This window comes from Corynebacterium sp. NPDC104732 (assembly GCF_055583565.1).
Map to the genome: position 1 here is coordinate 46,538 of NZ_JBVJNS010000008.1, position 13,770 is coordinate 60,307.

Annotated in this window: 12 protein-coding genes; 5 read left to right on the forward strand and 7 right to left on the reverse strand. The window is 60.4% G+C overall.

All coding sequences use genetic code 11. The features are described from left to right. Positions 1-20: 20 nt before the first annotated feature. The 4 genes from ACZ6ZO_RS07365 to ACZ6ZO_RS07380 all read right to left on the reverse strand — a co-directional run bounded on the left by ACZ6ZO_RS07365 (position 21) and on the right by ACZ6ZO_RS07380 (position 4,413). Positions 21-923, reverse strand: coding sequence for a hypothetical protein (locus tag ACZ6ZO_RS07365; RefSeq protein WP_465291663.1), 903 nt, complete (start codon positions 921-923; stop codon positions 21-23). 90 nt (positions 924-1,013) lie between these two features. After that, the gene (gene ilvC, locus ACZ6ZO_RS07370) at positions 1,014-2,018 is read right to left on the reverse strand and encodes a ketol-acid reductoisomerase (RefSeq protein ID WP_465291665.1); all 1,005 of its coding nucleotides are present in this window, start codon (positions 2,016-2,018) and stop codon (positions 1,014-1,016) included. A gap of 29 nt (positions 2,019-2,047) precedes the next feature. Next, positions 2,048-2,566 (reverse strand): acetolactate synthase small subunit, encoded by a 519-nt coding sequence (gene ilvN, locus ACZ6ZO_RS07375; RefSeq protein ID WP_182385950.1) that lies wholly within the window; start codon positions 2,564-2,566, stop codon positions 2,048-2,050. After that, positions 2,566-4,413 carry an acetolactate synthase large subunit gene (locus ACZ6ZO_RS07380; RefSeq protein ID WP_182385949.1) on the reverse strand — a complete coding sequence of 616 codons (1,848 nt, stop codon included), beginning with the start codon at positions 4,411-4,413 and terminating at the stop codon, positions 2,566-2,568. Before ACZ6ZO_RS07380 ends, ilvN begins: the two co-directional genes overlap by 1 nt. 447 nt (positions 4,414-4,860) lie before the next feature. Between ACZ6ZO_RS07380 and ACZ6ZO_RS07385 the strand changes: the two genes are divergently transcribed. From ACZ6ZO_RS07385 to ACZ6ZO_RS07395, 3 genes are read left to right on the forward strand one after another with little or no spacing between them, the layout of a single operon-like run. After that, positions 4,861-5,346 carry a PH domain-containing protein gene (locus ACZ6ZO_RS07385; protein WP_232843272.1) on the forward strand — a complete coding sequence of 162 codons (486 nt, stop codon included), beginning with the start codon at positions 4,861-4,863 and terminating at the stop codon, positions 5,344-5,346. Positions 5,347-5,393: 47 nt separating this feature from the next. Continuing rightward, entirely contained in the window at positions 5,394-7,235 is a 1,842-nt protein-coding gene (gene ilvD, locus ACZ6ZO_RS07390) for a dihydroxy-acid dehydratase (RefSeq protein ID WP_465291668.1), read from the forward strand. Between the two features lie 11 nt (positions 7,236-7,246). Beyond that, complete coding sequence (locus ACZ6ZO_RS07395) at positions 7,247-8,500, forward strand: glycosyltransferase family 87 protein (protein WP_182385946.1); 1,254 nt, start codon at positions 7,247-7,249, stop codon at positions 8,498-8,500. Here ACZ6ZO_RS07395 and ACZ6ZO_RS07400 read toward each other — a convergent pair. Then, positions 8,484-9,362, reverse strand: coding sequence for a DoxX family protein (locus ACZ6ZO_RS07400; protein ID WP_465291670.1), 879 nt, complete (start codon positions 9,360-9,362; stop codon positions 8,484-8,486). The genes ACZ6ZO_RS07395 and ACZ6ZO_RS07400 overlap by 17 nt on opposite strands. Before the next feature lie 130 nt (positions 9,363-9,492). On the opposite strand from ACZ6ZO_RS07400, the gene ACZ6ZO_RS07405 reads away from it, so the two are divergent. Further along, positions 9,493-10,509 carry a glutathione S-transferase family protein gene (locus ACZ6ZO_RS07405; protein ID WP_465291672.1) on the forward strand — a complete coding sequence of 339 codons (1,017 nt, stop codon included), beginning with the start codon at positions 9,493-9,495 and terminating at the stop codon, positions 10,507-10,509. Here the strand turns inward: ACZ6ZO_RS07405 and ACZ6ZO_RS07410 are convergent. Beyond that, positions 10,506-11,375, reverse strand: coding sequence for a LysR family transcriptional regulator ArgP (locus tag ACZ6ZO_RS07410; RefSeq protein ID WP_182385943.1), 870 nt, complete (start codon positions 11,373-11,375; stop codon positions 10,506-10,508). The two genes, ACZ6ZO_RS07405 and ACZ6ZO_RS07410, sit on opposite strands and share 4 nt — an antisense overlap. 126 nt (positions 11,376-11,501) lie before the next feature. On the opposite strand from ACZ6ZO_RS07410, the gene ACZ6ZO_RS07415 reads away from it, so the two are divergent. Continuing rightward, positions 11,502-12,173: a LysE/ArgO family amino acid transporter gene (locus tag ACZ6ZO_RS07415; RefSeq protein ID WP_465291675.1), complete on the forward strand. Its 672-nt coding sequence runs from the start codon at positions 11,502-11,504 to the stop codon at positions 12,171-12,173. Positions 12,174-12,686: 513 nt separating this feature from the next. Here ACZ6ZO_RS07415 and ACZ6ZO_RS07420 read toward each other — a convergent pair. Next, positions 12,687-13,682, reverse strand: a complete 996-nt coding sequence (locus ACZ6ZO_RS07420; RefSeq protein WP_465291677.1) for a hypothetical protein — start codon at positions 13,680-13,682, stop codon at positions 12,687-12,689. Between the last annotated feature and the right edge of the window lie 88 nt (positions 13,683-13,770).

Consider the following 13,770-nt stretch of genomic DNA (forward strand, 5'->3'; position numbering starts at 1 on the left):
TTATACACTCCGCTGCATAACTACTGGTAGGTGATGAGCCACGGTTGCGGCTGAATCCCCATCGTCTGCTCTGGGGTGAGCATCGGGGTGTCTTCATCGTGGAAGTTCTTCCACGCCAGCAAAATCCGCGGGTCAAGGCCCTGCCGCACCATATCCCAGGTGGCCAGCTTGTCCCCTAGCGTGCCATGCCCGTCAGCGTGCAGCACCAGGGCGATGTCGTCGTGGAATTCCAGGGTTTCCCGCCCCCGGATCATCTGCTCCTGGAATTGATGCAGCACCACCGCTTTCTGAGGCAGTTGGCGGGCACGGGTAAACTCCGCGAGCCACCCCGTGACTTCATTGATCTCAGCAGCCTCCACGTGCCCCACTTCCTGCGCCGGCAGCTGCCCCGGCTGCAGCTTCCACTCCGGATCTAATGCCAGCCCGACATTCGGGCGCGCCAACAACTCCTCGTAGCGCTTCGCCTGGTCCAGCAGCGACGCCCGCCCCGGCTGCAGATCAATGATCGCGTAGCCACCGATCGCGGTGATCGCATCAATATAAGGAACCAGCTCCTCCGGGGCAGACTCGTTGGAAAAGTCGCCGTCGGGGCCGGGGCTTGCCGACGCCACCGTCGCGATGATCTCCATCGCGGGGATTACTGGCTCTGCGGAAAACTGTTGGTACTGCTCTGCGCGTCGTGAAGCTTCTGCGGCTGCGTCGGCGGGCGACATCTCCCCCAGCACCCCCAGCGCCGGCCCGCTCGGGTGTCCGTACAGGGCGACCATGCGCCGCTCGTTGATTTTTGGAGCGGGCGCGGCTGGTGTGGTGACAGCGGTGGTGGTCGGCTCTGGGGCCGGGGCTTGAGTTGCCGAACTACAGGCCGCCGCGAGCCCGGCGGCGAACAGGACGGGAATCAGTTTCGTAGCAGCGATCGCTTGCATCCTTTCGTCGGTTCGTTACCGACAATAGTGCACAAACGGGTACACCCGCCGGGCCGCAACGGGCGAGGCGGGTGTTTTCTCAGGAATGGATTAGACCAGTGGTTCCTTAACCCAAGACATCAGCTTGCGCAGGTTAGCGCCGGTTTCCTCGATTGGGTGCGCAGCGATCTCAGCGCGCAGGCCCTCGAGTTCCTTGTTGCCGCCCTCAACGTTGGCAACCAGGCGCTTGGTGAAGGTGCCGTCCTGGATCTCCTTCAGGATGTCACGCATAGCCTGCTTGGACTCTTCACCGATGACGCGTGGGCCGGCGAGGTAGCCACCGAACTCAGCGGTGTCGGAGATGGAGTAGTTCATAGCGGTCAGGCCGCCCTCGAACATCAGGTCAACGATCAGCTTCATCTCGTGCAGGCACTCGAAGTAAGCCATCTCTGGCTCGTAGCCTGCCTCGACCAGGATGTCGAAGCCAGCCTTGATGAGTTCCTCAGCGCCACCGCACAGCACGGCCTGCTCACCGAACAGGTCGGTCTCGGTCTCGTCCTTGAAGGTGGTCTCGATGATGCCCGCACGGCCACCGCCGATGGCGGAAGCGTAAGACAGGCACAGTGCCTTGCCCTCGCCCTTAGGATCCTGGTCGATGGCGACGAGGCAAGGAACACCCTTGCCGTCCTCAAACTGGCGGCGAACCAGGTGGCCTGGCCCCTTAGGAGCAACCATGCCGATAGTGACGTTTGCCGGTGGCTTGATCAGGTCGAAGTGGATGTTCAGGCCGTGGCCGAACAGCAGAGCGTCGCCATCGTTGAGGTTTGGCTCGATGTCGTTGGTGAAGATGGCAGCCTGGGAGGTGTCCGGAGCCAGCAGCATGATGACGTCAGCCCATGCCGCAGCCTCAGCATTGGAATTGACCTCAAATCCTGCCTCGCGAGCCTTCGCAGCGGACTTGGAGCCCTCGCGCAGGCCGATGCAGACCTCAACGCCGGAGTCGCGCAGGTTCTGAGCGTGAGCGTGGCCCTGGGAGCCGTAGCCGATGATGGCAACCTTTCGACCCTGGATCAGGGACAGATCGCAGTTGTCGTCGTAAATCATCTCGATAGCCATGTGAATATACCTTTCTAGAAATTTCAGTTTTACAGCTTATTGGGAGCCATGGTCTTGGGACCACGATTCATCGCAATTTCACCCGAGTGCAGTAGCTCGCGGATACCGAACGGCTCCAGGACCTCGAGCAATGCGCCGAGTTTACCGGGGGTACCTGTCGCCTCGATGACGAGAGATTCCGGTGCAACGTCCACGACGCGGGCGCGGAAAATGTTGGCAGCGTCCACCACGTGTGGGCGGGATTCGGTGTCAGCGCTCACCTTCACCAGCATCAATGCGCGGGCAACGGTGTTCTCTTCCTCCAAACGCACCACTTTGAGGACGGGGATGAGCTTGTTGAGCTGCTTCGTGATCTGCTCGACCGCTACATCATCGCCGTAGAACACTACGGTGATGCGGTTAATACCCTCGGTTTCCGTACGAGCCGAGGACATCGAGTACATGCTGAAACCACGGCGGGCGAACATACCCGAAATTCGGGAAATGATGCCGTCCTGATCCTGGACCAAAACGCTCAATGTATGGCGAGTACCAGTTGGCGCAATCATTACTGCTCCCTTTCAATCACTTCGGATACGTCTTGTGGACTATCGTCCTCAAACAGCGGCGCCAGCCCCTTGGCGTACTGGATGTCCGAGTTCGAGTGTCCGGCTGCGACCATCGGCCACACCTGAGCGTCCTCACCGACGATGAAGTCGATGACCACTGGGCGGTCGTTGATTTCGCGTGCCTTCTGGATCGTCGGCAGCACTTCTTCATCGCAGGTGACTCGGAATGCCGCGCAGCCCATCGCTTCGGCGAGCCCAACGAAGTCCGGCAGATAGTTGTCGCGGGCACCCAGGTTGGAGTGTGAGTGACGGCCGTCGTAGAACAGGGTCTGCCACTGGCGCACCATACCCAGATTGCCGTTGTTAATCAGCGCGATCTTGATGGGGAAGCCCTCTACTGCGCAGGTGACCAGCTCTTGGTTGGTCATCTGGAAGCAACCATCACCGTCAATAGCCCACACTTCTTTGTCCGGCATCGCCGCTTTGGCGCCCATGGCCGCTGGGATGGAGTATCCCATGGTGCCCAGGCCACCAGAGTTCAGCCAGGTGCGTGGCTTCTCCAAGTCGAGGAACTGGGCGGACCACATCTGGTGCTGGCCCACGCCGGCACAGTAGATGGCGTCGGGGCCGACTTCCTTGGACAAGGTGCTGATAACGAGCTGCGGCTCGACGATGTCTTCGCCCTGCTCCTCGTACCCACGAGGGAAACGAGTGACGAGATTATTGAGGTACGCCCACCACTGAGTCATCTCAGGCTTCGGCAGCTTGTTGGCCTGGTAGGCAGCCAGCAACGCGTCGAGGACCTCCGCGGCGTCACCGACGATAGGAACGGCGACTTCGCGGATCTTTCCAATCTCCGCCGGGTCAATGTCAGCGTGAATGACCTTGGCGCCCGGCGCGAAGCTATCCAGGCGTCCGGTGACGCGGTCGTCGAAACGCGCGCCGATGGTGATGAGCAGGTCAGCGCCCTGCATCGCGCCGACGGCGGGGACGGTGCCATGCATGCCCGGCATGCCCATGTGTTGTGGGTGAGAGTCTGGAAACGCGCCCAAGGCCATGAGGGTGGTGACCACTGGGATGCCGGTGTATTCGGCGAATGCGCGCAGTTGCTCGGAGGCGTCGGCTTTGATGACGCCGCCACCGATATAAAGGACAGGTCGCTGTGCTGCGGAGATCATCCGGACAGCTTCCTCGATCTGGCGGCCGTGTGGCGTGGTGACCGGACGGTAGCCAGGAAGATCCATCACAGGAGGCCAGGAGAAATCCATCATGCCTTCCTGGACGTTCTTTGGGACGTCCACCAGGATTGGGCCCGGGCGACCTGTCGACGCCAAGTGGAACGCTTCCGCGATGGCTGCCGGGATTTCCTGTGGGTCAGTAACCATGAAGTTGTGCTTGGTTACTGGGATGGTGATGCCACGGATGTCTGCTTCCTGGAATGCGTCAGTGCCCAGCAAGCTTGTTCCCACCTGGCCAGTGATGGCGATGATGGGGACTGAGTCCAACATGGCGTCGGCAAGCGGCGTGACCAGGTTGGTGGCGCCGGGTCCGGAGGTGGCGATGCACACGCCGACCTTGCCTGATGCTTGGGCGTACCCGGTGGCCGCGTGTCCTGCTCCCTGCTCGTGGCGGGTGAGCACGTGACGGACTTTGGTTGAGGAGTACAGCGGGTCATAAAGCGGAAGGACAGCGCCGCCTGGAATGCCAAACACCACGTCGGCACCCAGTTCTTCGAGGGAACGGACAATGGCCTGCGCTCCGGTCATTCGTTCCGGCGCTTGTGTTTTCACCCGCTGCGCCAGCGTCGCTGGCGACGGGGCCGAACCGGATTTCCCTGGCTCAGTCACGACTTGCTCCTTTTATGTATGTGGGTATTTAGTGTTCCTCCCCGACCCTGGTGTCCAGGGGTGGCGGTCCGTGGGGCCGGTGATTCACATGGCTAAATGGGGCTTAAATGTCAAAACCCTCGTCCAACACTGTGGTGGGTGTTGTCGAGGGCGCTTGACTGGGGACGACTTGTAGGCGTCGCTACGGCAAGCGCCGTGAACGTACGATTACAAGTCGAATAATGTGCATGCCTCGATACTACACATTCAGTCAGGTTTGGAAAGTCTTATTTGGGAAAACCGTTCCATTCCCACCCCCGCTATTGTCTCACATTTTGAAACTGTTGTCTCATTTTTGCCCCCACTAAAAAAGCAATACCTCACTGAACTGCGCAAATAGTTTTTGTGCGCGCCACCGCTTAACCCCGAATACCTCCTTTGGACTACACCATGCCTAGAATGACCCCTATGAGTTCTGAGTCCGCAATGGCGCCACAAGCACCCACGGCTACCACGTTCCACGCCGACCGCACCCACTTGATCGGCGCGGCCGTGATGGCCCTCATTTCCCTGCTGGTCATCGGAGCGAAGCCACTGTATCTCTTCTGGATCCTCGCACTCCCAGCCCTCTTCGCTTACTGGGTCATCAAATCCAAGACCGTCGTTGACGAAGCAGGAATCACGGCTCACTACGCCTTTAAAAAGCCACAGACCATGGCGTGGGGCGACTTCGCAGGCATCCGCTTCGCAGGAAGTGGTGCCTACGCACGGAACTCATCCGAACAAGAGTTTTCCCTCCCGGGCGTTACCTTTAACTCTTTGCCAAAGCTGAGCGTTGCCTCGCAGGGGCGCATTGTCGACGCCCTGACCGCGGGCCGCGACGCCGCCCATGACAAGGTGGTTGTGTACCACCGCGATGGTCGCCAGATCCTGAAGCGCAAAGACGAGGTCTAACAACCCGGGCACGGGGACGAACCGACATCGAAAAGAGCAATCACGGCATGATCCCTCTCCGTTCTAAAGTAACTACCGTTGGCCGCAACGCCGCAGGTGCCCGCGCCCTCTGGCGCGCCACCGGCATGGGCGACAATGACTTTGGCAAGCCGATCATCGCTATTGCCAATTCCTACACCCAGTTCGTCCCAGGCCACGTCCACCTGAAAAATGTGGGCGAGATCGTCGCCGAGGCCATTGAGGCTGCCGGTGGCGTGGCGAAAGAATTTCACACCATCGCCGTTGACGACGGCATCGCCATGGGCCACGGCGGCATGCTGTACTCCCTCCCCTCCCGCGAGATCATCGCCGATTCGGTGGAGTACATGGTGAACGCCCACACCGCCGACGCCCTCGTCTGCATCTCCAACTGCGACAAGATCACTCCGGGCATGCTCAATGCTGCGCTGCGGCTGAACATCCCAGTGGTCTTTGTCTCCGGCGGTCCGATGGAGGCCGGCAAGGCCGTGGTGGTGGACGGCGTGGCCCACGCCCCCACTGATCTAATTACGGCGATTTCCGCCTCGGCGAACGAGGGCGTCGATGAGCAAGGCCTCACCGAAGTCGAGCGCTCCGCCTGCCCTACCTGCGGTTCCTGCTCCGGCATGTTCACGGCCAACTCCATGAACTGCCTGACGGAGGCCCTGGGCCTGTCCCTGCCGGGCAACGGTTCTACGTTGGCCACGCACGCCGCACGTCGCGCCCTGTTTGAAGAAGCTGGCCGGACGATTGTGCAACTGGCCCAGCGCTACTACAGCGAAGGCGACGAGTCCGTCCTCCCGCGCAACATCGCCACCAAGCAAGCCTTCGAAAACGCGATGGCCCTGGACATGGCCATGGGCGGCTCCACCAACACCGTGCTCCACATCCTGGCTGCCGCGCAGGAGGGCGAGGTCGACTTTGACCTCGCGGACATCGACGCGTTGTCTAAGAAGGTCGGCTGCCTGTCCAAGGTCTCCCCGAACTCCGACTATCACATGGAGGACGTGCACCGCGCCGGCGGCATCCCAGCCATCCTGGGCGAACTGTACCGCGGCGGGCTATTGAACGAGGATGTCCACGCCGTCCACTCGGACTCCCTGGAGCAGTGGCTGACTGAGTGGGATATTCGCTCCGGCACCGCCTCAGACAAGGCTATTGACTTGTTCCATGCCGCTCCGGGCGGGGTCCGCACCACGGAGGCGTTCTCCACGGACAACCGCTGGGACTCGCTGGATACCGACGCCGTGAATGGTTGCATCCGCGACATCGAGCACGCCTACACCAAGGACGGTGGCCTCGCGGTCCTACGGGGCAACATCGCCCCAGATGGAGCGATCATCAAGGCCGCCGGCATTGAGGAAGAGCTGTGGCACTTCAGCGGCCCTGCCCGCGTGGTGGAGTCCCAGGAAGAAGCGGTCTCCGTGATCCTGAACAAGACGATCCAGCCCGGCGAGGTCCTGGTTGTGCGTTACGAGGGCCCCTCGGGTGGCCCTGGCATGCAGGAAATGCTGCACCCGACCGCGTTCCTCAAGGGCGCCGGCCTGGGCAAGAAGTGCGCGCTGATTACCGACGGCCGGTTCTCCGGTGGCTCCTCCGGCCTGTCCGTGGGCCACATCTCCCCTGAGGCCGCTCACGGTGGTGTCATCGGCCTCATTGAGGACGGGGACATCGTGACCATTGACGTTCACACCCGTGAGCTGTCCGTGGACGTGGCAGAGGATGAGCTGGAACGGCGTCGTGAAGCCATGCTTGCTTCCGAACGGCCGTGGCAGCCTCGAAACCGCGACCGGCAGGTCACCAAGGCGTTGCGCGCCTACGCGAAGCTGGCAACGTCGGCCGACAAGGGAGCTGTCCGCCGGGTGGACTAGACTAAGTCGTTATGACTTTGGCTCGCCCCACCACTATCAACCTGGAACTTTCTCCGAAAATTCTGTGGACGATATCTGTTACCGCCCTCGTCTCCGGTTTATGGCAGATTATCCACTTCTACCTGTTGTGGGATTACCACATCGATATGGAAGTGTATCGCGCCGGAGCGAGGGCGTTTTTGGATAACAGATCGCTCTATGCTGAGCCCTTCGAAGTAGCCGGCATTAGGCTGCCATTCATCTACCCGCCGTTCGGCGCGGCGATTTTGAGTCCCTTCGCACTGGTCAGCGGCAAAGTGGCAGCGGTGTCCGTGATTGTGCTGTCCGCGCTGCTGACCTACCTGTGCATCTTCGTTATTTCCCGGGCGCTGATCCGAAATAACCCGCTGCTATCCTTCACGTTCGCTTGCGTCATGTGGCCGCTTGCGCTGCTGTCGGAGCCGCATACGATGAACGCGAGCTACGGGCAGATCAACGTGCTGGTGTTGGCGCTGTGTGTGCTTGATCTGGTGCCCCGAAAGCGGTTCCTGCCTCAGGGCACGCTGATTGGCGTTGCTGCGGCGATTAAGCTCACGCCGGTGGCGCTGTGCCTGTTCTTCCTGCTCCGCAAGGATTTCAAGGCGATTTTCTGGGCCGGTTTCGCTGGCGTGTTTGTCACAGCTGTCACTGCCCTGTTCCGCTTCACCGCCACCAAAGAGTTCTACACCGACATGATCTTCAAGATGAACTCGACCAACGAGGCGGGCGTGAGCACGGCGTACATGACGAACCAGTCCATCAAGGGCATGCTGGCCCGTTGGGCGCCGTCGGAGGCAGCCGCGCAGCAGCATCAGACGCTCATCGACATCGCCTGGATCATCATCGTCCTCGTGGCGGTCATTGCCGCCTCGAAGCTAATGTTGCTGATGTTTGAACGCAACATGCTTGTCGACGCCGCCATGGTCAACGCAGGCCTCATGCTGATCATTTCCCCGATCTCTTGGTCCCACCACTGGGTGTGGATGCCGCTGTTTGCCATGGTGCTTATTCACCGCTGGCTGGCGACACCAAAAAATCCAGTGCTGCTTGGTATCTGCGCTGGTGCCACCTGGCTGTTTTGTTTGCAGATTAAGCCGCACTGGATTTTTGGTGATTTGCACGAGGAAATGTTTGGTTTCAGCGTGCTGCAGAAAATTATTTTGTCAGGCTACCTGTGGCTGATGCTGTTCATCCTGGTGAGCCTATTCATCGTGATGAAGCGGACGAAAGTTAATTCAGCGGATTAACCCCAGCTCCGAACCACCAGAGTGCTACGGCGCCCGCGATGCCGACGATCGCCCAGATCCAGGAGGAGGCCAACGGGCGCCTAGCCCAGCTGCGTGCCACGTCAAAGGACAGTTTGCCTGGCCCGGTGAACTGTAGACCAAGCGCAATCGCAGCGAGCAACGCCGAAAGGGTAAGGCTAGTTTCCGGGTAGAACACGTTAATGCCATCGGCTTGTGCCAGAGCGTGGACTGCCCCGAAGCCGGTGACGGCGGTAGCAATAGAGGCCGCGACCGGGGTCAGCAGGCCGAGGAGCAGGAAGACACCAGCGATGAGCTGCAGGGTTGGCACTGCAATAGCAAGGATTCCACCGAGGGCGTAGTCGCTGAATTGGCTTTGCAGTCCGGTGATTCCTGGGGCGCCACCTAATTCGAAGAAGGTTCGCAGGCCCATGAGCAGCAGCAGCGCACCGATGACCACGCGGATAATCATCAGACCGAAGTCGATGGTGCCACGGCGGGCATCGACCTCGTTTGTTACCGGGGTAGATTCAGCGGTTTCAGCAGGGGCCACGTAAGGATCGTCCGCTACGGAGTTGTTGCTAAATGGCGATTGGTACAGCGGTTTGTCCGTGGTGGGTGCATCGAAGGAGGCGGTGGGCTCTGGGGCGGAGCTGATCTTGTACAGGTTCTGTGTAGGTTCTGGAGTGGCCATTTTTGGCTCCGCTTCCTGTTCAGGTTTGGTCGCTGCGATATTTTGTGGAGCCGGCCGACCGTAGCGTTCGTAGAGCTTATCCGAGCCGGATTTTTTGTGTTCTGGTTGGTAGGTGGGCACGTCTGCGAGCCCGTCGAGGTCATCAAGGTTGGGTTGTTCGTTGTTAGCCATGGCACAAGCGTAAGTCAGCACTTTCGCTTTCGCAGCGACAAACACGGCACTTTTGATAACGACTTGCTTGCCTTTCCCTTCCACACCCCCTATTGTTGACATATCTACAGAATGGAGAGTGTGATTGACTATGACCGAGGATTGGGCCGGGCCGCCGCAGAATGCGGCGAAGGAGGGCGAGTTCATCCGGGACACCAACTACATCACTGACCGCATCGTCAGTTCCGTTTCAGAAGTCACCGGACAGCCCGACGGTACCTTCCATTGGCCGGTGGAGGCCGGCCGGTATCGGCTCATGGCTGCTCGGGCGTGCCCGTGGGCGCACCGCACGATCATCTCCCGTCGCCTGCTGGGGTTGGAGGATGTTATTTCGTTGAGCTTGGCGGCTCCGACGCACGATGTGCGCTCCTGGAACTATGACCTTGATCCGGGCGGCGTGGATCCGGTGCTGGGCATTCGTCGCCTCCAGGAGGCGTACTTCAATCGGTTCCCCGATTATCCGCGGGGCATTACTGTGCCGGCGATCGTCGACATTGCCACCAAGCAGGTGGTGACCAATGATTACCCTTCCATCACACTGGATTTCGCTACGGAGTGGACGGCGTTCCACCGCGAGGGCGCCCCGGATCTCTACCCGGTTCAGCTGCGCGAAGAGATCGACAAGATCAACGCGCGGGTATTCAGGGAGGTCAACAACGGGGTATACCGCTGCGGGTTCGCCGCGAGCCAGGAGGCGTACGAGGCCGCCCACGAGCAGCTTTTCGACGCCCTGGATTGGCTCGAGGACCACCTCAGCACCCGACGATATTTGGTCGGGGGCCATATCACGGAAGCCGATATCCGCCTCTACCCCACGCTGATCCGTTTCGACGTCTGCTACTACTCGCACTTTAAGTGCAGCCGCAACCGGATCAAGGACATGCCCAACCTGTGGGGCTACCTGCGCGATCTGTACCAGACACCGGGCTTCGGTGACACCACCGACCTGCAGCAGGTCAAGGAGCATTACTTCATTACGCACGCAGAGATTAATCCGACGCAGATCGTGCCGGTGGGTCCTGACATGTCGGATCTCATCTCACCACATGGTCGGGAGCGGCTCGGCGGCAGCCCGTTCGGGCCGGGCGCTACCCCGCCGACGAGCTAAAGCAGGTGCTCGTTGGCTGCAGCCACGACGGAGGTGGTGAGGCTGCCGAGCATGGACGATTGCAGACGCCAGTGTTGCCAATAGAGCGGGACGTCCACGACGGCGTCGTCAAGCAGCACCAGCTCGCCGGAATCGAGCAGCGGTTGACTTTGTAGGTCAGCGACGAAAGCCCAGCCGAGGCCGGCACGCACCGCTTCGAGGAAGGCCTCGGAGGATGGGATTTGGGAGATGCGCCGTTCCCGGGGGCGTTCCGGTAGGCGGCCGTGCCAGTCCATGTCTTGGAGTGCGTCGTGGGGCCCGTAGCGCAGGACGGGCATTTCTGCCCAGTCGATGGCGCCGCCCTTGAGGTAGTCGTCGCGCAGGCGGGGCGCTGCTACCGCGCGGTACCGCATGATGCCGAGTTCGCGGACGTCGCAGCCGGAAACGGGATTGGCTTCTGTGGTGACGGCGCCGAGACAGTCGCCGCGGCGAAGAAGGGAGAGGGAGTGTGCCTCGTCCTCGATGCGCACCTGGAGGGTGGCGTGTTTCCAGGTGGCAACGTCGGCGAAGACGTCGGGGAACCACGTTGCGAGGGAGTCTGCGTTGATGGCGACGGACAGTGGCACTCGGGCGATGCTCCGCTCGAGCGCGACGTCGGTTTCCGCTTGGAGGAGCGCCATGCGCCGGGCGGCTTGGGCGAGGATTTCTCCGGCGTCGGTGGCCGCGACGGGGCTGGTGCGGCGGATGAGGACGCGCCCCATGTCCGATTCGAGCGCTTTGATTCGTTGACTCACGGCGCTCGGGGTGATGTGAAGAGCCTCGGCAGCACCTTCAAAGCTGCCTTCGTCGAGGACAGCGAGCAGCGTCGTGAGGTGATTTTGGTTCATGAAGCAATTCTAACCCACCGTTATTGCTTTTTTACAAGCATTCGCGAAGATGAACATTAGGTATATTTCTCACTTTTTCAGCGCGTTAATTTTGCTTCACATGACTTTTCGGTCACAATATAGGGCATGAGCGTAGTACTGAGTGGATTAGTGATCGGCCTTTCTCTCATTGTCGCTATCGGCCCCCAGAACGCCCTCATTATTAAGCAAGGGATGAAACGCGAACATGTCGGGGCGATCCTACTCGTCTGCATGCTTTCCGACATCCTCCTCATCCTCGGTGGCACCCTCGGCGTCGGCGTCCTCATCGAACGCGCCCCGCTCTTCCTCACTGTGCTCAAATGGTTCGGCGTGGTGTATCTCAGCTACTTCGCATTCACCTGCTTCAGAGACGCCACCCGCCAGCGTGACACCGAAGTCATCGCCGAAACAGCGCCGGAACAAGCAGCGTCCGCAGGCAGCTTCACGACGACCACCCTCAAAACCCGCGTCAAGGCGCAGGCGCGCACCTCATGGCACAAACCCGTGCTGACCGCGCTAGCTTTCACGTGGCTCAACCCAGCCGCCTACATTGACGCCCTAGTGATGCTCGGAGGCATCGCCAACCAACACGGCGACATCATGCGCTGGTACTTCGCCGCCGGCGCCCTCGCCGCCAGCGCCCTCTGGTTCCCCACCATCGGATTCCTCTCCATCAAGGGCGCCGCTATGCTCCAGCAGCCACGCATCTGGCGCATCGTTAACGTCGCGATCGGCTTCATCATGGTGTACATGGCCATCAAGGTGGCGATGTTCTAAGACGCCTGCGCTTTGGGGCTGAACCTGTGTGCCCGCGCGTTGGCCGCCTAGATTGCTGTGGGTTTGGCTGGGCCCCGACGTTACGCCCCCGACATTGCCCTGAAAATGTGGCCCTGCAACGTTGGCCCCGACATTACGCCCCCGAGGTTGCCCCAAAAACACCCCAATGAGCCCGAACTTCGGGAGGGTAATGTCGGGGAGAAGATAAAGCAGCCTTAACCGCGCCCCAACACCGAAAAGGCTGAGGCCAGTGAAACGGTTGGGAATGCTGTGGCGGCAAGGTTCACGGATCCGACATCACGGCCTGCGCGTTGGCCCCGACATTCGGGCCCTGCAACGTTGGCCCCGACATTACGCCCCCGAGGTTGCCCCAAAAACACCCCAATGAGCCCGAACTTCGGGAGGGTAATGTCGGGGGGCAAACGCATAGCCACCCCAAGATCAGCAAATCCCGCCACCCGAGCAACGTCGTCGGATGGCGGGATGAAAACTGGAACCTTTGCAGTTAAAACCTTAGGAAGCAAACTTGCGGCGAACTACCACACCCGCTGCACTTACAACCAGCAGGAAGAGAACGGCAGCAAGTGCGCGTGCAGCGGTGTTGTTACCGGTTGCAGCCAAGACGCCTCGCTTGCCAGCGGCAACATCGCCCTTCTTTGGGTGACCTGCGGCAACTTCGCCGGCCTTGCCCTGGTTTCCGCCATGACCCGCGGCAACTTCGCCACCGACGCGGCCACCATTGCCACCGTTACCACCGTTTTCCTTCTTTTCGGTGTTGGTGTTGGAGGAAGAACCGAGGTTTGCGCCCCCCTCAGAGGAGAGCATGCTGCCGAAGGACAGTCCAGCCAGAGTCAGGCCAGTGATCCCTAGGATGGTGCGAACATTCAGACCACCGTCTTCGGAGGAACCTGCGGTCAAGTTCAGGCTCCGGTTGGTGTTGGTCGTGGTAGTGGTGTTGGTGGTGGTGCCAGAGGAACCGGTAACGGCGTTAATGTCGACGTTTGGCACGTCTACCTTTGGCACGGAGGAGCCCATGTTCCCGGCAGTGTTAGTGCCACCGGTGATGGTGCGTTCGATCTTACCGTCGGTGCGCACCTCGGTCTGTGGAGCAGAAGAACCAAGGTTCCCGGCAGCGTTGGTACCACCGGTGATGGTGCGTTCGATTTTCCCATCGGTGCGTACCTCGGTCTGAGGAGCGGTTGCTGGAGAAGAAAGAGCGTTGAGTGCGGCGTTGCCCGTTGCATTTGCGCCGGTCTGGCCTGCGAGCTCAGCGTCTGCGCGGGCCTTGAGTTCGACCAGCTTAAGTACATCGCCCTTTTCCAGGGCCTCACGGATCTCTGCCTGCAACCCGCCAGAAAGCTTGTAGAACTGCGCCATGGAGCCGGCGATGGACTCAATGGAGTAACCAGAGCTCATCGCGGTGGACTGTGCGCTGGCAGCTGGAACGAAAGTAAGAGACATCGCGCCTGCAAGTGCCAGAGCGGTTACAGAAGTAGCAAAACGCTTCATAACAATCCTTCTAAAAAAGAAATTACAAGTGTTGGTCATCACTGGCGTACCGAGTCGTCCCAGCCATGTGTGAACACGTGCTCACATA